The organism is Campylobacter concisus, assembly GCF_902460575.1.
GTDB classification, from domain to species: Bacteria; Campylobacterota; Campylobacteria; order Campylobacterales; family Campylobacteraceae; genus Campylobacter_A; species Campylobacter_A concisus_AW.
The window spans coordinates 237,980-256,476 of record NZ_CABPUY010000001.1 but is presented as its reverse complement, the minus strand read 5'-3'; the positions used below and the strand labels follow the sequence as shown (position 1 = coordinate 256,476).

The 18,497-nt window shown below is 39.9% G+C and carries 19 protein-coding genes; 17 read left to right on the top strand and 2 right to left on the bottom strand.

Annotated elements, in window-relative coordinates; all coding sequences use genetic code 11:
- The first annotated feature begins 281 nt into the window (after positions 1 to 281).
- From rpmH to F3G76_RS01150, 17 genes are all read left to right on the top strand, one after another.
- Entirely contained in the window at positions 282 to 416 is a 135-nt protein-coding gene (gene rpmH / locus F3G76_RS01230) for a 50S ribosomal protein L34 (RefSeq protein WP_002940373.1), read from the top strand.
- Positions 404 to 739: a ribonuclease P protein component gene (gene rnpA / locus F3G76_RS01225; protein ID WP_035142427.1), complete on the top strand. Its 336-nt coding sequence runs from the start codon at positions 404 to 406 to the stop codon at positions 737 to 739. Before rpmH ends, rnpA begins: the two co-directional genes overlap by 13 nt.
- A complete protein-coding gene (gene yidD / locus F3G76_RS01220) occupies positions 736 to 1,077 on the top strand; it encodes a membrane protein insertion efficiency factor YidD (protein WP_002940252.1) in 342 nt (113 codons plus the stop codon). Before rnpA ends, yidD begins: the two co-directional genes overlap by 4 nt.
- Positions 1,078 to 2,634: a membrane protein insertase YidC gene (yidC, locus tag F3G76_RS01215; RefSeq protein WP_149705691.1), complete on the top strand. Its 1,557-nt coding sequence runs from the start codon at positions 1,078 to 1,080 to the stop codon at positions 2,632 to 2,634.
- The gene (locus F3G76_RS01210; protein ID WP_103647029.1) at positions 2,631 to 3,713 is read left to right on the top strand and encodes a Jag N-terminal domain-containing protein; all 1,083 of its coding nucleotides are present in this window, start codon (positions 2,631 to 2,633) and stop codon (positions 3,711 to 3,713) included. Before yidC ends, F3G76_RS01210 begins: the two co-directional genes overlap by 4 nt.
- Positions 3,710 to 5,035 carry a tRNA uridine-5-carboxymethylaminomethyl(34) synthesis GTPase MnmE gene (gene mnmE / locus F3G76_RS01205; RefSeq protein ID WP_149705690.1) on the top strand — a complete coding sequence of 442 codons (1,326 nt, stop codon included), beginning with the start codon at positions 3,710 to 3,712 and terminating at the stop codon, positions 5,033 to 5,035. The genes F3G76_RS01210 and mnmE overlap by 4 nt, the downstream gene beginning before the upstream one ends.
- A gap of 41 nt (positions 5,036 to 5,076) precedes the next feature.
- Entirely contained in the window at positions 5,077 to 5,658 is a 582-nt protein-coding gene (locus F3G76_RS01200) for an NAD(P)H-dependent oxidoreductase (RefSeq protein WP_149705689.1), read from the top strand.
- 74 nt (positions 5,659 to 5,732) lie between these two features.
- Positions 5,733 to 6,452, top strand: a complete 720-nt coding sequence (locus F3G76_RS01195) for a DUF8095 domain-containing protein (RefSeq protein WP_149705688.1) — start codon at positions 5,733 to 5,735, stop codon at positions 6,450 to 6,452.
- Positions 6,453 to 6,508: 56 nt separating this feature from the next.
- A complete protein-coding gene (gene purL / locus F3G76_RS01190; protein WP_149705687.1) occupies positions 6,509 to 8,698 on the top strand; it encodes a phosphoribosylformylglycinamidine synthase subunit PurL in 2,190 nt (729 codons plus the stop codon).
- Between the two features lie 3 nt (positions 8,699 to 8,701).
- Positions 8,702 to 9,751 carry an SDH family Clp fold serine proteinase gene (locus tag F3G76_RS01185; protein WP_021093103.1) on the top strand — a complete coding sequence of 350 codons (1,050 nt, stop codon included), beginning with the start codon at positions 8,702 to 8,704 and terminating at the stop codon, positions 9,749 to 9,751.
- Position 9,752: 1 nt separating this feature from the next.
- The gene (locus tag F3G76_RS01180) at positions 9,753 to 10,487 is read left to right on the top strand and encodes a TerB family tellurite resistance protein (RefSeq protein WP_149705686.1); all 735 of its coding nucleotides are present in this window, start codon (positions 9,753 to 9,755) and stop codon (positions 10,485 to 10,487) included.
- Positions 10,488 to 11,060, top strand: a complete 573-nt coding sequence (locus F3G76_RS01175; protein ID WP_149705685.1) for a hypothetical protein — start codon at positions 10,488 to 10,490, stop codon at positions 11,058 to 11,060. It begins immediately after the preceding gene.
- Positions 11,061 to 11,083: 23 nt separating this feature from the next.
- Complete coding sequence (gene purH, locus F3G76_RS01170) at positions 11,084 to 12,616, top strand: bifunctional phosphoribosylaminoimidazolecarboxamide formyltransferase/IMP cyclohydrolase (protein WP_149705684.1); 1,533 nt, start codon at positions 11,084 to 11,086, stop codon at positions 12,614 to 12,616.
- Between the two features lie 77 nt (positions 12,617 to 12,693).
- The gene (gene msrB, locus F3G76_RS01165; protein ID WP_149705683.1) at positions 12,694 to 13,734 is read left to right on the top strand and encodes a peptide-methionine (R)-S-oxide reductase MsrB; all 1,041 of its coding nucleotides are present in this window, start codon (positions 12,694 to 12,696) and stop codon (positions 13,732 to 13,734) included.
- Positions 13,735 to 13,807: 73 nt separating this feature from the next.
- A complete protein-coding gene (locus F3G76_RS01160) occupies positions 13,808 to 14,146 on the top strand; it encodes a hypothetical protein (protein ID WP_002940277.1) in 339 nt (112 codons plus the stop codon).
- 1 nt (position 14,147) lies between these two features.
- Entirely contained in the window at positions 14,148 to 15,338 is a 1,191-nt protein-coding gene (locus F3G76_RS01155; RefSeq protein ID WP_149705682.1) for a peptidase M50, read from the top strand.
- Positions 15,339 to 15,341: 3 nt separating this feature from the next.
- Positions 15,342 to 15,638, top strand: a complete 297-nt coding sequence (locus F3G76_RS01150; RefSeq protein ID WP_021093003.1) for a metal-sulfur cluster assembly factor — start codon at positions 15,342 to 15,344, stop codon at positions 15,636 to 15,638.
- Positions 15,639 to 15,924: 286 nt separating this feature from the next.
- Here the strand turns inward: F3G76_RS01150 and ftsZ are convergent, their stop codons facing one another.
- Both ftsZ and ftsA read right to left on the bottom strand, forming a co-directional pair.
- Positions 15,925 to 17,064 carry a cell division protein FtsZ gene (ftsZ, locus tag F3G76_RS01145; protein WP_012001610.1) on the bottom strand — a complete coding sequence of 380 codons (1,140 nt, stop codon included), beginning with the start codon at positions 17,062 to 17,064 and terminating at the stop codon, positions 15,925 to 15,927.
- 14 nt (positions 17,065 to 17,078) lie between these two features.
- On the bottom strand, positions 17,079 to 18,497 hold the full coding sequence (ftsA, locus tag F3G76_RS01140; RefSeq protein WP_021086906.1) for a cell division protein FtsA: 1,419 nt from the start codon (positions 18,495 to 18,497) through the stop codon (positions 17,079 to 17,081).

The window sequence follows — 18,497 nt, the reverse complement described above, 5'->3', positions numbered from 1 at the left end:
CAAAGAGAGCACTTTTTTATCTCACTATTTAGCTCGTCTATGCTGTTATAATCTTGATATTTACTTAAATTAAGAAAATTTTCATCTATAAAATTGTAACCGATCGCTTTTAAAAAAAGTAATTTTTCTAAGAGATCTTTATTTTTATGAAATTTCATTTTTGGATTATAACTTGATTTACTTAAAGTTTAAATTATAGTTTTTTCGGGCTGATTTATTCAAAGGAATTTAAGTATTGCTTTGATAAAATCCCACTTTTTATATTAACTTTAAGGATAGAAATGAAAAGGACTTATCAACCTCATAAAACCCCTAAAAAACGCACTCACGGCTTTCGTTTAAGAATGAAAACTAAAAATGGCCGCAAGGTTATCAACGCTAGACGTGCTAAAGGTAGAAAAAGATTGGCTGCTTAGCTGGTTTTGAGTCACTAAGTGACTCGAGAGAATTTTCTCAGGTTTATAAAGAGGCCAGCAAATGGCACTGCGATGCTTGCGTAGTTTTTTATAAGCCTACAATTGAAAAAAAATTAGCAGTTGTTGCTAGCAAAAAAGTGGGAAAAGCAGTAGTTAGAAATAGAGCAAAGAGACTTTTAAGAGCTGCTTTTTTTTCTATTTCTAACGAGCTAAAAGATGGCACTTACATTATGGTCGCAAAAAATGGAATTACAGAAATTTCATTTGACAAAATTTGTAAAAATTTGAGCTGGTCTACAAAAAAAATGGGATGTCTAAAATGAAAAAATTTGCGATTAAATTTATCGCTTTTTATCAAAAATATATTTCCATACTTCTGCCAAAAAGCTGTCGCTACTATCCGACTTGCTCACAATATGCCATTTGGGAATTTCAAACAAACAGCTTTTTCTCTGCTTTTTTTGCAACATTCATGCGAATTTTAAGATGCAATCAACTTTTCAAAGGCGGTATCAACTACCCAATCATCCGCAAAAAATTTAACTCATGTTTTATATTTCAAAAAAGTGATACCAAAAATGTAAATTTCTGGTTTATCCCTTGCCAAAATAGTAAATTTTATGTCGTAAAAGTATTAGATAAATTAAAGGAAAAAAATTAAATGGAACAGATGTCTATGCAAAAAAGGTTGCTTCTTGCAGCACTTTTGTCAATCGTATTTTTCATAGTATATGACTTTTTTATGCCAAAAAGAGCTCCATTAGAGCAAAACCAGACAACGATCTCTCAAACAATGGATCAAAGCAAAGCCCCAGTCTCTACTAACGATACTCCAAAATCAAATGAAAATTTAGCTTCAAACGAGATAATCGCTACCATCAAAGGTCAAAGCTATGAAGCAAAGATAGATAAGCTAGGTAGGATTGCAAAGTTTTATCTCACCGAAGATAAGTATAAAACAGAAGATGGCAACAAAATCGAGCTTGTTTCACAAAACCCACTGCCGCTAGAGCTTAGATTTAACGATAGCACTTTAAATACTGATGCTTTTAAGGTTGCATATAGTAGTGACGCTAGCGAGGTAGATGCTAGTAGCGAGCCTAAAACTATAAAACTCACTCAAAATTTAGACGGCGTTACAGTCACAAAAAATATCAAATTCTACCCAAATGGTCGTTATGAGGTTGAAGTAAATTTAAGTAAAAGTGTTGATTATTTCATCACTCCTGGCTTTAGACCAAATATCGCGATAGATAGCTACACAGTTCATGGTGTCATGCTTAGAAATACAGATGATAGCCTAAATATCATAGAAGATGGCGATGCAAAAGAGGTTAAAAACTATGCAAACACAACTATAGCAGCTGCATCTGATAGATACTACACAACGCTATTTTACTCATTTAATAAACCTTTTGAAGCTGTTGTAGATAAAGATGCAAATAACAATCCTATCGTCTTTGTAAAGGCAAATGATAGTCTAAAACTAAGCGCTTACATCGGACCAAAAGAGCATAAAATTTTAAGCTCGATGGATGAGAGACTAAATGACGTTATCGAGTATGGTTGGTTTACATTTATAGCAAAGCCGATGTTTGCATTCTTAAATTTCTTACATAACTACATCGGCAACTGGGGTTGGGCGATAGTTGTGCTAACGCTTGTTATAAGGATAGTTTTATTCCCACTTACATATAAGGGCATGCTATCGATGAATAAGCTAAAAGAGCTTGCTCCAAAGGTAAAAGAGATCCAAACAAAATATAAAGATGATAAGCAAAAGATGCAAGTTCATATGATGGAGCTATACAAAAAACATGGCGCAAACCCGATGGGTGGCTGCTTGCCGATCTTGCTTCAAATTCCGGTATTTTTTGCGATCTACCGCGTTTTACTAAATGCGATCGAGCTAAAAGGTGCTCCTTGGATACTTTGGATACACGATCTTTCAGTGATGGATCCATACTTTGTGCTACCTATCTTAATGGGTCTAACGATGTTTTTACAACAAAAACTTACACCAACGACATTTACCGATCCTATGCAAGAAAAGGTTATGAAATTCTTGCCTTTGATCTTCACATTTTTCTTTGTGACATTCCCAGCAGGTCTTACGCTCTACTGGTTTGTAAATAACGTTTGTTCAGTCGTTCAACAAGTCTTTGTAAATAAACTTTTTGAAAAACATAAAAAAGCTGCGGAGGTAAAGGCTCAATGAAAATAGAAGCAAATACTCTCCAAGAGGCATTTCAAAAGGCAGCCGAGCAGCTTAACTGTTCAGTCACTGAGCTTGATATAAAGGTTTTACAGCATCCAAGTGGTGGAATTTTTGGATTTTTTAAAAAAACAGCGATCATTGAGGCAAATTTAGAAAATCAGCCAAAACCACAGCATAAACCAAAAAATGATAGAAATTTTGCTAAAAAAAGTGATGAAAACGAGCCTGCAAAAGAAGAGAAAAAACAGAGCAAAAAACACGATCATAATGATAAAAAGCGAAATCCTAAAAAGCATAAAGATGAGAAAAATGAGGCTAAATCTGAACAAAAAGAGCATAAAAACGAAAAGCCAAATTTAAGCGAGAAAAACTCAGCTCTTGCAAAAGATGCCTTTGCTGAAAAAGGCGAAAAAGAGGCAGATGAGCCAGGATATGTCATAAAAAGGCTTGATGAGCCAAAAGAGCAAAAAGAGAGTAAAGAAGCAAAAGAGCCACAAGCTAGTAAAAGTACTCCTAAAAATATCCTAGATACCTCAATCATCGAAAATTTCAACCAAACTGATGAAGAGAGTGCGCCTCAAGCTTTACAAAAAGAGAAAAAAGAGAAAGTTGTAATCGACTTTGATAAAATTTTACCTGAGATAAAAGAGGGTATGACGCGTCTTTTTAAGGCAAGCTGCTTTGAGATAGACAAGGTAGAAGTTGGTAAATTTAACGATGAGACTGTGCTTATCGAGCTTGACGGCGCTGATGCGGCACTGCTTATCGGCAAAGAGGGTTATAGATATAAAGCGATCTCTTATATGCTCTATAACTGGCTAAATTCAAAATATAACCTCGCTATCCGCCTTGAGATCGCGCAATTTTTGCAAAATCAAGAAGCGATGATGGATCAATATCTAAATGGTGTGATCGAGCGCGTGCAAAATAGCGGTAGAGCCCAAACAAAGCCACTTGACGGAGTTTTGGTCAAGATCGCGCTTGAGAAACTTCGCGAGAAATTCCCAGATAAATATGTCGGCATAAAAAGCGGCAATGACGGCAAATTTGTCGTCGTAAATGACTTTTTTAAAAAATGAGTGAAACTATCGCAGCCCTTGCCACAGCGTATGGCATCGGCTCAGTTTCTATCGTAAAGCTTAGCGGCAAGGACGCCCTGGCCACCTCTTTAAAACTTCTTAAACTTTCAAATTTAGAGCCAAGATACGCAAAACTAGCCAAAATTTACTCCCTTGATGATGAAATTTTAGACGAGGGCATCATTATATATTTTAAGGCTCCTGCAAGCTTTACTGGCGAGGATATCGTCGAGTTTCAAACTCATGGCGGCGTGATGGTGAGCGAGAGAATTTTAAATGAGCTAATAAGAGCTGGTGCTAGGCTTGCTATGCCTGGTGAGTTTAGCAAGCGGGCTTTTTTAAATGGCAAGATGGATCTAGCAAAGGCTGAGGCGATGCAAGGGCTCATCACTTCAAAAAGCGAGATCGCTGCTAAAATTTTAACGCGCCAAATGCAAGGTGATCTTAGTAAATTTGTAGGCGAGATCAGGGGCGAAGTGGTCAAAACTCTTGCCTTTGTTGAGACGATGATCGACTATGCTGATGATGATCTGCCTGCAAATTTGCTAGAGCAGACTAAGCAGATGCTTTTAAAAAATAGCGAAAAGCTAGAGCGCATAGCTACTCTTAGCGAGCAAAGAAGAGGGCTAATAGATGGTTTCAAGATCGCTATCGTTGGCAAACCAAATGTCGGCAAAAGCTCTATTTTAAACTCGTTTTTGGCATACGAAAGAGCGATCGTTAGCGACGAAGCGGGCACAACTAGAGACAGGATAGAAGAAAATTTTAAGATCGGCTCGCATCTAGTTCGCATAATAGACACTGCAGGCATTAGAAAAGATGCCGGAAAGATCGAGCAAATCGGCATAAACTACTCAATCTCTGCCATAAACGAGGCCGACATCATCCTAGCTGTCTTTGACGGCTCATCTTTAGGCGACGAGCAAGATAAAGAGATAATAAAGCTCGTTTCTAACTCAAACAAAAAAGCCTTTTTTATCCTAAACAAAAGCGATCTTGCGTTTAAATTTGACATAAATTTGGATGGCGCTATCAAAATTTCTGCAAAAAATGATACGAGCGTAGTTTTAAAAGAGCTTGAAAGCTACCTCAAAACACAAGATACTGACGAGATCATGCTAAGCTCAAACCGCCAAATTTTAAGCTGTAAAGAGGCGAGCGAGGCTTTAAAAAGAGCGTTTTTTAGGCTAAATGAAGAGGAGCTAGAAATTTTTGCTTACGAGCTAAATACCGCGATAAAGGCACTTGCAAGCATCACAAAGCCATTTGAGAGAAGTGAAATTTTAGATGAGATGTTTAGCCATTTTTGTTTAGGAAAATGATACTTTTTTGGTTATAATCCGCGCTTTTTAAAGGAGAGAATATGAAAATTTTACTTATAAATGGTGGCAAAAAATTTGGCCATTCAGACGGCAGGCTCAATCAAACACTTCACGATCTTGCGTACGAAAAACTAGCAAAAATGGGTCACGAGGTAAAGCAAACCGTGATAGATCAAGGCTATGATATCGAGGCTGAAGTTGAGAAATTTCTCTGGATGGACGCGGTAGTTTGGCAGATGCCAGCTTGGTGGATGGGCGAGCCTTGGATAGTGAAAAAATATATCGACGAGGTCTTTACCGCAGGTCATGGCAAGCTTTATACGAGTGATGGCAGGCATAGGGTTGATCCAACTAAAAACTACGGTAAAGGCGGCTTGCTAAATGGCAAGAAATTTATGCTAAGTCTTACTTGGAATGCTCCAGCAGAGGCATTTAGCGATCCAAACGAGTTTTTTGAGGCGCGCGGCGTTGATGGAGTTTATTTTCATTTTAGAAAGGCAAATGAATTTATGGGCTTAAAGTCGCTTCCGCACTTTATCTGCTGCGATGTTATCAAGATGCCAGACGTGCCAAGATACCTAAAAGAGTATGAGGCGCATCTTGAAAAAGTTTTCAAAGCGTAAAAACAAATTTCTGCCGCTCTCTAGTCATTTGCGCTAGAGGGCATTTAAATTTATATCTATCTTGTGTGGGGAAAATGAGGATAAAATTTCTATTTTTAGCTGCTGTTATCTTATTTGCAGGGTGCGCTGGCAAGCAAATTTTAGCGCCAAGCGAAAAGTTAAATTTACTCTACCTTGAAAATAACGAAACTTTGCATGAGATGAAATTTAATAAGTTTCAAAATAGCCTAAATGACTTTAATAAATTTGCAAACATTGTCGGCAAGGCTGAGATCAAAGCAGCCAGCGTAAATGCAAAATTTAGCGCACTTGGCGAGCTAATGCAAAGTGGTGACGCAAATAAAACGATGATCGTTAAAAACCTAGACACCAGCAAGGACGCTGTGCTATCAAATTCTAACGATATAGATGAGCTAATAAAGGCTAAAAATATCAAATTTTATGAAATTTCAAATGGCGCTATAAAAAGCGTGGTTTATAGCACAAAGAGCATGCCAGTTTGCGAAGCTTTTGTAAGCGGCAAAGAGGCGATAAAAGTAAAAAGTGTGACAAATCACCCTTTGAAAAATGGCTTTTTTGCTGTGATCTTAAGCTCAGATATATCTAATGATCAAGGCTTTTTTCTAAGAGAGACGAGGTATTATTTCAACCTTTCAAGCGAAGATGAAGAGAAGATTAAGGCTGAGACGCTAACGCAAAATTTTTACAAAACATTTATCGAAAGTGACCTCGTGAGACAAGGTGAAATTCTCTCAAATGTGCTTTGTTTTAGTAAATTTCAAAAGGCTTTTTAGTAACTTTTTATAAGCAAGGTTGTAAAATAGCTTAAAATTCTTAAAAGGTTACATTAATGGATAAAGCTACCATACAAGCACATAAAATCAGCGATGAAGAGTATGAAGAGATCTTAAAAATCCTAGGCCGTGAGCCAAATTTGCTAGAGCTTGGCATATTTTCGGCGATGTGGAGCGAGCACTGCAGCTACAAATCAAGCAAAAAATACCTAAACGGCTTTCCGACAAAGGCACCTTGGGTCATCCAAGGACCTGGTGAAAATGCTGGCGTCATCGACGTTGGCGACGGGGTTGCGGCTGTGTTTAAGATGGAGAGTCACAACCACCCAAGCTTTATCGAGCCGTTTCAGGGCGCTGCAACTGGCGTTGGTGGAATTTTAAGAGACGTCTTTACGATGGGCGCAAGAGTCGTTGCGAATATGAACTCACTTCGTTTTGGAGAGATAAGAGGCGAGGGCGAGCTAGCCAAAAAGCATAGATATCTGCTAAAAGGAAGTGTCGCAGGCATCGGACACTACGGCAACTGCATGGGTATCCCAACGATCGGTGGCGAGACTACCTTTGATCCTAGCTTTAATGGCAACATCCTAATCAACGCCTTCGCGCTTGGACTTTGCAAAAGTGATGAAATTTTCTACGGCAAGGCTGAAGGCGTGGGCAACCCAGTCATTTATGTGGGCTCAAAGACCGGTAGAGACGGACTTGGTGGCGCTGTGATGGCGAGCGATAGCTTTAACGACGAAAATAAATCACTTCGCCCAACGGTGCAAGTGGGCGATCCATTTGCCGAGAAACTGCTCATGGAGGCATGCTTAGAGCTCTTTAAAAAAGACTACATCATCGGCATCCAAGATATGGGCGCAGCAGGGCTAACAAGCTCTAGCTTTGAGATGGCTGGCAGAAGCGGTAGCGGCATGAAGATGTATTTAGAGCGCGTACCGATGCGCGAAGTTGGCATGACGCCTTATGAGCTAATGCTAAGCGAGTCTCAAGAGCGTATGCTAATATGCGCAAAAAAGGGCTATGAGCAAAAGGTGCTTGAAATTTTTAGAAAGTGGGACCTTGATGCTGAGATCATCGGCGAGGTCACAAGTAGCGGCGTGATGCAGCTTTACTGGCATGACGAACTTGCAGGCGAAATCCCTATCGGCCCACTTAGCGAGGCAGCGCCGGTGCTTGATCGTCCAGTCGCACGTCCAAAATACCTTGATGAGATAGCAAATTTAAAAATTCCAAATAATGTTGGTAACAAAAGCGCATTTTTCAAGCTTTTAAAAGAGCCAGAGGTGATAAATAAAAGCTTCATCTACGATCAATACGACGCAAATATCCAGACAAATACGATAAAACAGCCAGGATGCTTAGGTGCTGCAAGTATCAGAGTAAAAGGCACTAAAAAGGCCGTTTCTATGGCTGCTCAGTGCGATCCTAGAGCAAATTTCGTTAATCCAAAAATCGGTGCTGCAAGAGCTGTCGCTGCAGCTGGTAGAAAGGTCGCGATGAGCGGCGCTGTGCCACTTGCGATCACTGACTGCTTAAACTATGGCAACCCGCAAAATCCAGAGGTTATGTGGCAGTTTAAAGAGGGATGTGAAGGCATAAAAGAGGCTTGCCGTGAGCTAAATACGCCAGTTGTGAGCGGCAACGTGAGCCTTTATAACGATACTGATGGCGTTAGTGTCTATCCAACGCCGGCCATCGTCACGGTTGGTGTAAATGAAGATGCAAATTTAAATCTAAAAAGCACATTTTTAAGCGAGGGTAGGGCGATTTACTTGCTTGGCGAGACAAGTGGAGAATTTGCAGCTTCGCTTTACGCAAAGGCGCTATTTAACGTGGTTGGCGGTAAGCTAAAAGAGGTTGATTATAAAGCTGAGAGAGCCCTTTGGGACCTAGTGATAGAGGCAAATAAAGAGCAAATTTTAGAGTTTGCAAATAGCGTAGGCGTAGGCGGTCTTGCTATCACGCTGGCAAAAATGGCTAGCGTCTCAAACATCGGCGTAAAATGTGAAGTTAAATTTAAAGAGCCAAATTTTATCTTTGATGAGAGCTTTTCAAGAGCGGTTGTGGGTGTGAAAGACGAGGCTAAATTTGAAGCGCTTGCGGCTAAATTTGGAGTGAAATTTGAGAAGATCGGCGTTAGTGGAGGCAGGAGATTTAAGCTAAATGATATAGATGAGAGCTTAGAGGACGTAAGAGAAATTTATCTAAATGAGTTTGCAAAAATCGTAAAAAAGGAGGACTAAGAGATGTTTTCTAAAAAGGAAAAAGTAAGCGGAGAAAAGGAAGTAGAGCAAAACGAGAAAAAGGGCGTGGCAAAACCGCCAGTGCTCTTTAGCGATACTCAAAATTTGATAAGTTCGATCGAAAAAAGGCTAAATGCCCCTTTGATAACCTACTACAACTCAAACGCTGGTAATGTCTGCGGTAACGATGCAAGCGCAATGTATGAAATTTTAAAGGGTAAAAAGATAGATACTGCCTATCTTTTCATAAAAAGTGATGGCGGAAGCGGTATAGCTGCACTTAGGATCATTAGCACCCTTAGAAACTACTGCAAAAATTTAATAGCGCTGATCCCATCAAACTGCGCTTCAGCTGCTACGATGATGGCACTTGGCGCAAACGAGATCGTCATGGGTCCGCTTGCCTATCTAACACCAGTTGATACATCGCTCAAGCACGAGCTAAGCCCTACAAACAAGGGCAACGAGCTTGTTAGCGTCTCTATGGACGAGCTTAGCCGTGTAGTCAAGCTCTGGAAAGAGCAGGACAAAGATAGACCAAACGACACAAACCCCTATAACTCGCTATATGAGTATATCCATCCGCTAGTTTTTGGTGCGGTTGATCGTGCTAGCTCGCTTTCGCTTAAAATTTGCTCTGAGCTACTTAGATATCACATAGATGATGATAAAAAGATCGTTGAAATTTCTGAGAGGCTAAACGCAGACTACCCAGCGCACGAGTATCCGATACTCTTTCGTGAGGCGCAGGAGATCGGTCTGCATGTCAAAAAGATGGATGATGATCTAAACGAGATGCTTCAAGAGCTAACGCTACTTTACTCGGAGATGGGACAGCGAGCCTTTACGGACTACGATGAGAACAGCTATCATGATAACAACATCGCAAACATCATCGAGACAAATGGCAAGCAAATTTACTATCAGATCGATAAAGACTGGTTTTATCGCCCTGAGGAGCGCCGCTGGAACGTGATGAACGACGAGAGCTCATGGCGCAAAAATGAGCTGGTAAATGGCAAGATAAAAAATACAATCTATCACTTGTGGTAATATGTCCGGAGTTCTGTTTTTACTGATATTAGGCGGTGCGATATTTTTATTTATGAATGTCCAAATAGGTAGTAACCGCAAGAAACAAGCAAATGTAGATGAGGCTAAATTTCTAGTCTCACTGCTTGCAAAAGTCGCTAAAAGTGACGGCAGAGTTAGCGAGCTAGAGGCTAGGCTGATCACTCAAGTGCTAGATGATCTAAGCCAAAAAGTTAGCGGTGTTAGCGGCGTGCGCGAGTATCTAAAAGAGGTCTATAACAGCCAAAAAGAAAATGTAGATAACGCCTATGAAACCGCCAGAAACTACAAGCGCGCGTTTAATCTAAACTACGATACCTGCGTGGCTAGGCTCACTTTTTTTCTAAATTTAGCCTATATAGACGGAGAATTTAACAAAAGCGAGCAAGACGTCATAAGAAATATCGCTTATGGATTTGGCATCGACAAAGAGACGCTTGATGAGATAATCTATAAATTTGATAGCTTCTATGGCTCGAGGTTTGGTGCAGACCATGATGAGATAAGCCAAGAAAACGATGCATTTGAGGTTTTAGGACTTAGTAAAAATGCAAGCCTTGATGAGATAAAGGCTCGCTACAAAGAGCTTGTGAGGCAGTATCATCCTGACATTTTGATGGGCAGAGGCGAAAGCAAAGAGGTGATAGAGCGCTCAACTAAGAAGCTTCAGGAGATAAATGAGGCTTATGGGCGATTAAAAGAGAAATTTGGAGTTTAGATGAAGAAATTTATTATTTTGTTGCTAGCGGTGGCTGGCTTTTGTAATGATTTTAAAGTGGTAAATGTCGATGGAAAAGAGATAAAATTTAAGCTTACACAAAGCGAGCTTTATAGAGATCAAAGGCTAGTCATCAGCAACTACGATGTTAAAGATAGCAATGTGAGCATAATATTTGTCGATAAAGATGGCAACAAGAGTGACATTATGTCAGTTCAAGCAAAAAAATTAAATGAAATTAGTGAGTATATCTTTTCGTATGATCGCGGTATAAAGGTAATGAAATTTAGCTCGAAAAAGCCGATATGCGAGGCGCTTGAGAAAGAGGAGCCTGTAAATTTAAGCGTATTAGATGCGAGTTACTTTGATGGCAATCAAATTTCAAGCTATGCCTTTAGCGTTGATATTGTTGGTCAAAAGCGTGAAAACTTTATAGATAGAAAAGACTATTATATAGATGCAGCTGCAAATGTTATGTTGACGCTAGAAGCTTTATCGATAAAGAATATCGCAAAGGATATAAAAATGGGGCAGCTTCTGCTTGTAAAAGGTATGTGTTTAACAAAAAGATAAAAAATTTAATAAAGGAGAAAAAAATGAGAGCGTTGCTTAGCGTTAGCGATAAAGAGGGCATTGTAGAGTTTGCAAAGGGGCTAGAAGAGCTTGGCTGGCAGATACTTTCAACTGGTGGCACCTACAAACTTTTAAAGGCTGAGGGCGTCAAAGCCACTGAGGTTAGCGAATTTACGGCGTCGCCTGAGATGTTTGAGGGCAGGGTAAAGACCCTTCATCCAAAGATACATGGCGGCATCTTGCATAAACGTGACGACGCTACGCATGTGGCTCAGGCAAAAGAGCATGGCATTGAGGGGATTGACCTGGTTTGCGTAAATTTATATCCATTTAAAGAGACTACCATAAGGACTGATGACTTTGCCGAGATCATCGAAAATATCGACATCGGTGGCCCAGCTATGGTAAGGAGTGCGGCTAAAAATTTTAAAGACGTGCTCATAGTCACAAGCGTGCTTGACTACGATGAAATTTTAAAGCGCCTAAAAGAAAAAAGCGATGATTTTGAGTTTAGAAGATCGCTGATGATAAAGGCATTCGAGCATACAGCGGCATATGACAGCATGATCGCAAACTATATGAACGATAGATTTAATGGCGGTTTTGGCGATGCTAGATTTATCGTGGGAAGCAAGGTTTTTGACACCAGATACGGCGAAAACCCACACCAAAAAGGCGCGCTTTATGAGTTTGATTATTTCTTTACGAACAACTTTAGAGCCCTAAAAGGCGAGGCAAGTTTCAATAATATGACCGATATAAATGGCGCATTGATGCTTGCAACTAGCTTTGAGGATGCGCCAGCAGTGGCTATCATCAAGCACGCTAATCCTTGCGGCTTTGCGGTAAAAGATACGCTACTTGAGAGCTACGTGGCAGCGCTTAAGTGCGATCCGATCTCAGCATACGGCGGCGTGGTCGCGATAAATGGCACACTTGATGAGGAGCTAGCTAAAAAGATAAATGAAATTTACGTTGAAGTAATCATCGCTGCAAATGTCGATGATGCCGCGCTTAAGGTATTTGAGAGTAAAAAACGCATCAAAATTTTCACACAAGATAATAAATTTTTAGTCCGCGCAAATGATAAATTTGACTTTAAGCACATCGATGGTGGATTTGTATTTCAAGAAAGAGACTTCGTAAAAGACGAAGAGCTTGAAAATATGAAGCAAATGAGCAAGAAATTTGCAACTGGTAGCGAGCTAAAAGATGCTCAGATCGCGTGGAAAGTGGCTGCACTAACGAAGAGCAACTGCGTAGTTTATGTAAAAGATGGCGCGATGGTGGCTATTGGCATGGGTATGACTAGCCGTGTGGATGCTGCTCGTGCGGCCGTGGCAAAGGCAAAAGAGCTAAAGATCGATCTAAGTGGCTGCGTGCTTGCAAGTGAGGCGTTCTTCCCATTTAGAGACAGCATCGACATCGCTAGCAAAGTGGGCGTAAAATGCGTCATCGAGCCAGGGGGTAGCATCAGAGATGATGAGGTGATAGAGGCTGCCGATGAGCACGGCATGTCGTTATATTTCACTGGCGTTAGACACTTTTTACACTAAAATTTAGGGGCGCTTTGCCCCTTACTTCACACTTTATAACTTTAAATTTTATATAATCCTTCAAAAAAGGAGCTCACATGAAAAAGATATTAAATTTTCTCTTGGTTTTTATTGTATTTTTGGGTGTAAATTTGATGGCAAAAGATGAGTTTTTAAAGGAGCGGACGATGGCAGGGCAAAATTTGAAAGAAATTTATTTAGCAGGTGGCTGCTTTTGGGGCATGCAGGGATATTTTAAAAAGATATTTGGCGTGGTGGATACAAAAGTAGGCTATGCAAATGGTAAGAGCGAGAGCACGAGCTACCAGGGGCTTCATGAGAGCGACCACGCCGAGACACTTTATGTGAAATTTGACGAAAACAGGGTCGCTTTGGCTGAAATTTTGGCTCATTTTTTTAGGGTGATCGACCCGACCTCGCTAAACAAACAAGGCAATGACGTCGGCAGGCAGTATAGAAGCGGGATTTACTATGTTAGCAAGGACGATCTGCCAGTCATTGAGAGCTTTATGAAGATCGAGCAAAAGAAATTTAAAGATAAGATCGCAGTTGAGGTCGCACCTCTTAAAAATTTTGTCATTGCCGAGGAGTATCACCAAGACTATCTTGATAAAAACCCTTTTGGATACTGCCACATCGATCTAAATTTGGCAAATAAGCCGCTTTATGATGAGGCTAAATTTAAGCCGCTTAGCAAAGAGGAGCTAAAGAAAAATTTAAGTAGCGAGCAGTATGCCGTAACGCAGGAGGCGGCAACTGAGAGGCCATTTAGTAGCGAGTATGATAAATTTGACAAAAAGGGCATCTATGTCGATATCACCAGTGGCAAGCCACTTTTTTCAAGCGCTGATAAATTTGACGCAGGGTGTGGCTGGCCAAGCTTTACAAAGCCTATCACAACAACGGCGCTTGCGTATAACGAGGACAACTCATTTATGATGAAAAGGGTTGAGGTGAGGTCTCAAAACAGCGACGCGCACCTTGGGCATGTATTTGACGATGGGCCAAGTGACAAGGGCGGACTAAGATATTGTATAAACGGCGCAAGCCTTAAATTTATACCGCTTGAGGATATGGCTAGGCTTGGATACGAGGAGTTTATCCCCTACGTCAAGTAGCTTTTGTTGAAGCAAATCAATGGTTTGAAAAGTTTAATCAGAGTATAATTCTCCAAAATCAAAAGGAGAAAAAATGAGTGAATTTTTCAAAAACGCAGAGCAGTTTAGCGTCGATGGTGCGACGGTGCCGTTTTATAAATTTAGTGAAAATGGTGTAAGCTTTGTGGGCTTTGACTCACGTCCTTGCGTGCCGCCTGAGCCTATGATAAACGCGCTTTTGGCTATAAAATTTGCTGATAAAAACACAAAGATCGTGATGGTAAATCACAAATTTCCAGCTGGGCTCATCCCAAAGATAGAAAAGAGCTTTGACGTGGAGCGCGAGGACCTTGAAGGCGGGGCTGTGAAGATGACTTTTAGCCTAAAAGAGGGTGCAAGTATCGAAAACATAGACACTAGCCTTTGCCACTAAGATGCTTTTAAACACTTATGCGCCGCCATTTAAGCTAGTTGGCGGCTACTTTATCGTTGGCATTTTTTTCTTAGCGCTAAGCGTACCGGCCTTTTTTTATGCTGATTTTGAGGCGATTAGCTCGCTAAATACGGCTGGCTTTTTGCATATATTTTTCGTGGGCTTTGTGATGAGCATCATCATCGGAGCGCTCTATCAGCTAACCTCAGTCATCTTAGAAAAACCATTTTTCACGGTAAAAGGGGCTATTTTAAATTTAGCCATCTTTTGTCTGTCGCTGCTTGCTATGAGCTATGCGATGATATTTGGCGAGGCTAGGATTTTGCAAATCAGCGGAGTTTTTCTCTTTGGCGCACTTCTCTTTTTTGGCTCGACCTATGCACTAAGCTTTATGGGTAATGAAAAAAGAAGTTTCGCTGCCTTTGCGCTCTTTACCTCGGCGATATTTTTGCTAGTTGGCATAACGCTTGGATTTTGCCTAGTGATGATACTTGGTGGCACACTTATGCTTGATTTTACTATGACGCTAAAATTTCACGTATATTTTGTGCTTGGCTTTGTGTTTTTCGTGATACTTGGGGCTGCTAGCGTGCTTTTACCGATGTTTGCGCTGGCACATGATCTTAAATTTACACTTAGCAAAGCCTCTCTTGCCTCTTATATTTTGGCTGGCGTTTTGCTGGCAATCGATGAAAATTTAGCTATTTTTGCAGTGGTTGTGGCGGCTTTACTTTTTATAGCTCAGGCGTTTTATATCTTAAAAAAGCGCGTGAGAAAGGCGTATGATTACTGGAATGTAAATATCGCTCTTTCGCTATTTGCCTTGCTTTGCGCTGCTATTTTTATGATTTTTGAAAAGTTAAATTTGGCTGCATTTTTTATGATATATGGTTTTTTGTTTGCCTTTATCGTGGCTCATCTATATAAGATCGCGCCATTTCTTATCTGGTATCACTACGTGGCACCCTTTGTTGGCAAGGCAAAAGTGCCGCTGCTTGATGCGATGATACTAAAAAAGGTGGCTTATTACGCCATAGTTTTTAATGTCATTTCTCTTGTGTGCTACCCTTTGGCGGTTAGCTTTGAGATGAGAAATTTGGTCTATGCAAGTATGATTTTTATGGCTTTAAGCATCATTTTGCTTGCTATAAATATGATAAATGTTTTTAAATTTACTGGTTTTAAAGGATAAAAAATGAAAGAAAAAATTTATGATGCTCTGTCAAATATCGTCGATCCCGAGGTTGGCTTTGATATCGTTTCGCTTGGACTGATATACGACGTAAGCTGCGATGAAAACGGCAAAGCAAAGGTGACGATGACGCTTTCAACCAAGTCTTGTCCGCTTCATGAGATGATACTTGGTTGGGTTGAAACAGCTGTGCTTGGTGTAGAGGGTGTAAAAGAGTGTGAGATAGACCTAGTTTGGGAGCCAGAGTGGAATATCCAAATGGCAAGTGATTTTGTAAAAGCACAACTTGGAGTGCAATAATAAATTTGGCTAGAAATTTAGTTTAGCTGGCAAATTTCTAGCTTTTCTGCTTAAGCTTCTACTTTAAATTTTAAAAATATTATAAAAAGCGTAGTTAAATTTGCTTGGGAGTGCTTAAACTCTTTAATAAATTTACAAATAAATTTATACAAGTAAAAGCTAAAAATAATGCGAGTTATAGAATATAATTTTAGGCGTTTGCTAGGTAATGGTTAAAATTTGAATATATAAAAAGGTAAATTGCAAGATAAACTTGCAATTTAACAGGAGAATTTTTAGTTAGGACTTAGTCCATTTGGTGGCGAAGATATGATGGGATATCTAGCTGAGAGATATACTCATCACTGTTATATCCACCGCTTACTCTTCTTTTTAAAACGATATTTTTATTTAGAAGATCGTTTTCAGGCTCTTGGGCTATTTTTTTTTCTTCGCTTTCTTTTTCTGCACCTTTAAATCCAGTTGCGATGATAGTAACTTCAACTTTATTGTCTTCTATGTTTTCATCAGTTGTTGTACCAAAGATCACATCAGCATCATCATCAGATGCCTCTTCGATCATTGACATCGCGCTATGAAGATCGTCAAGTGAGCAGTTTGGATGCATTTTAAAATGAACTAAAACGCCAAGCGCTCCGTTTATATTCATGTTATCAAGTAGTGGTGATTGGATAGCATTTTTGATAGCTTCTTGAGCTGCACCCTCGCCATAAGCTTCACCAACGCCCATCAAAGCATGACCTCTGTGACTCATAACTGTTTTTACATCAGCAAAGTCGAGGTTGATATCGCTAACGCCAGAGTCAAGCACGATAGAGCACATACCATTTACCGCTCTTGCAAGCACTTCATCAACCATTTTAAAGCTCTCTTTGATGCCTGATTTTTTATCTATCAAAGTTAAAAGTCTATCGTTTGGTATGATAACGATAGAGTCGCTTTCTTTTCTAAGCTCGCTTAGACCGATGTCAGCTAGCTTGCTGCGCTTTTTGCCCTCAAATGAAAAAGGCATAGTCACAACAGCAACTGTTAGCGCACCTATCTCTTTTGCAGCTTGTGCAACAACTGGGGCAGCGCCAGTGCCTGTACCACCACCAAGGCCTGAAGCGATAAACACAACATCAGAAGTCTCAAGAGCGCTTTTTATCTCTTCGTAGCTCTCTTGCGCAGCTTCTTTGCCAACTTCTGGTCTCATGCCAGCGCCAAGACCTTTTGTCTTTTTCTCACCAAGCTGTATCTTTGTGTGCGCAGGAGAATTGTCAAGTGCCTTAGCATCCGTATTTGCTATCATTAGATCGATGTCTAAATTTGGATTTTCTCTTATGATGTGGTTTATCATATTACCACCACCACCACCTACGCCTACTACCTTTATCTTTGCGCTATATAGGCTCTTGTTCTCTTCGATTGTGAAACTGTTGCTCATTGTAAAAATTCTCCTCAAAATAGTTGTGTCATGCTGTGCCAAAATTTCTTTAAAGCACTTGGTTTTTTTTCTTGCTTGCTTATATCAGCGATATTTGCAAGCTCGTTTTTGTTGTTTGTTTGCTCTAAATTTATATCCATATTTACAAGCTCAATGCCCTCTTCAAAATCATCTTTATCCTGTTTTTTTACTTCAAATTTCTCTTTTTTCTCTTCTTCAAAAATATTGAAATTTGCTTTTGGCTTTGATCTTAATTCACCCTTATATCTCATCTTTTTTTCTGAGTCTATCTCATAAGGTGTAAATTCACCAGCGCCATACATACAAAGTCCTATGGCACAAGAATTTGCTGGATCTCTTAAAATTTCATACAAGCCATCCATCTCTTTCGGTCTAGCGATCCTAACTGGCATGTTGTCAAATATCGCAGAAGCTAGGTCTTTTAACCCATCAAGCTTTGTCATGCCGCCAGTTAGTACTATGCCAGCACCAACAAGATCTTTGTATCCACTATCTTCAAGCATATTTGCAAGCACCATCACAGTCTCTTCTGCTCTAGCTGAGATGACATTTGATATAACATCAAGTGAAACTTCGTGGGTTTTTTGCTCATCACCAAGTCTAGGAAGCTCGATAAGATCAACTGATTTATTTACCAGTTTGCCATATTCTAGTTTTATCTCTTCAGCTTTTGGCAAAGGGGTATGAAGTGCCATTGAAAGGTCTATAGTTATATTTGCAGAGCCAACGTGAAGATATGAGTTGTATCTTAGTGAATTTCCAGCGTGCACTACCATATTACATGTCTCGCCGCCCATATCTATAAGTGCAACACCAAGTTCTTTTTCATCTTTTGTTAGTGTTGCTATGGCTGATGCGTAACCAGAAAGAACGACGTTATCGACTTGTACGCCTGCTAAATTTACAGCCTTTCTTAGGTTGCTTAGTTGTGATTTTTGGATACTTATGATATGTGTTTGCACTTCAAGTCTAGTGCCATTCATACCAATAGGATCTTCTATAAATTCTTGTCCATCCACCTTAAAGTTGTAAGGTAAGACATGAAGTTTTTCATATTCTGGGGAAGTCTCGGCATTGTGATCTGCCATCTGCATAGCACGCTCAATCTCTTTTATGCCTATTTCATGATTTGGTATATTTACTACGCCACTACTATTTACGCTTTTAGTATATTTGCCAGATATCGAAACTACTACTCTTTCGTAGTGTGTGCCCGCAACTTTTTGCGCTTCTATGAGTGCATTTTTGATAGATTTTGCAGCTAATTCAATGTTGTTTATAGCACCTTTTTTTATACCTTGTGCTTTTTCTGTGCCTATTCCTATTATTTTTATGCCATCATCATTTTGCTCTGCTATAACAGCGCAAATTTGAAATGATCCGACATCTATGCCTAAAATTCTAGTACTCAA

What these genes read in the sequence shown, in the direction of transcription:
- F3G76_RS01185 (WP_021093103.1), top strand. Translation starts at nt 8,702, where the DNA reads ATGTTTTCTAAAAAGGAAAAAGTAAGCGGAGAAAAGGAAGTAGAGCAA.
- F3G76_RS01175 (WP_149705685.1), top strand. Translation starts at nt 10,488, where the DNA reads ATGAAGAAATTTATTATTTTGTTGCTAGCGGTGGCTGGCTTTTGTAAT.
- F3G76_RS01150 (WP_021093003.1), top strand. Translation starts at nt 15,342, where the DNA reads ATGAAAGAAAAAATTTATGATGCTCTGTCAAATATCGTCGATCCCGAG.
- mnmE (WP_149705690.1), top strand. Translation starts at nt 3,710, where the DNA reads ATGAGTGAAACTATCGCAGCCCTTGCCACAGCGTATGGCATCGGCTCA.
- purH (WP_149705684.1), top strand. Translation starts at nt 11,084, where the DNA reads ATGAGAGCGTTGCTTAGCGTTAGCGATAAAGAGGGCATTGTAGAGTTT.
- F3G76_RS01210 (WP_103647029.1), top strand. Translation starts at nt 2,631, where the DNA reads ATGAAAATAGAAGCAAATACTCTCCAAGAGGCATTTCAAAAGGCAGCC.
- yidC (WP_149705691.1), top strand. Translation starts at nt 1,078, where the DNA reads ATGGAACAGATGTCTATGCAAAAAAGGTTGCTTCTTGCAGCACTTTTG.
- F3G76_RS01155 (WP_149705682.1), top strand. Translation starts at nt 14,148, where the DNA reads ATGCTTTTAAACACTTATGCGCCGCCATTTAAGCTAGTTGGCGGCTAC.
- F3G76_RS01160 (WP_002940277.1), top strand. Translation starts at nt 13,808, where the DNA reads ATGAGTGAATTTTTCAAAAACGCAGAGCAGTTTAGCGTCGATGGTGCG.
- purL (WP_149705687.1), top strand. Translation starts at nt 6,509, where the DNA reads ATGGATAAAGCTACCATACAAGCACATAAAATCAGCGATGAAGAGTAT.
- ftsZ (WP_012001610.1), bottom strand. Translation starts at nt 17,064, where the DNA reads ATGAGCAACAGTTTCACAATCGAAGAGAACAAGAGCCTATATAGCGCA.
- rpmH (WP_002940373.1), top strand. Translation starts at nt 282, where the DNA reads ATGAAAAGGACTTATCAACCTCATAAAACCCCTAAAAAACGCACTCAC.
- yidD (WP_002940252.1), top strand. Translation starts at nt 736, where the DNA reads ATGAAAAAATTTGCGATTAAATTTATCGCTTTTTATCAAAAATATATT.
- F3G76_RS01195 (WP_149705688.1), top strand. Translation starts at nt 5,733, where the DNA reads ATGAGGATAAAATTTCTATTTTTAGCTGCTGTTATCTTATTTGCAGGG.
- F3G76_RS01180 (WP_149705686.1), top strand. Translation starts at nt 9,753, where the DNA reads ATGTCCGGAGTTCTGTTTTTACTGATATTAGGCGGTGCGATATTTTTA.
- msrB (WP_149705683.1), top strand. Translation starts at nt 12,694, where the DNA reads ATGAAAAAGATATTAAATTTTCTCTTGGTTTTTATTGTATTTTTGGGT.
- F3G76_RS01200 (WP_149705689.1), top strand. Translation starts at nt 5,077, where the DNA reads ATGAAAATTTTACTTATAAATGGTGGCAAAAAATTTGGCCATTCAGAC.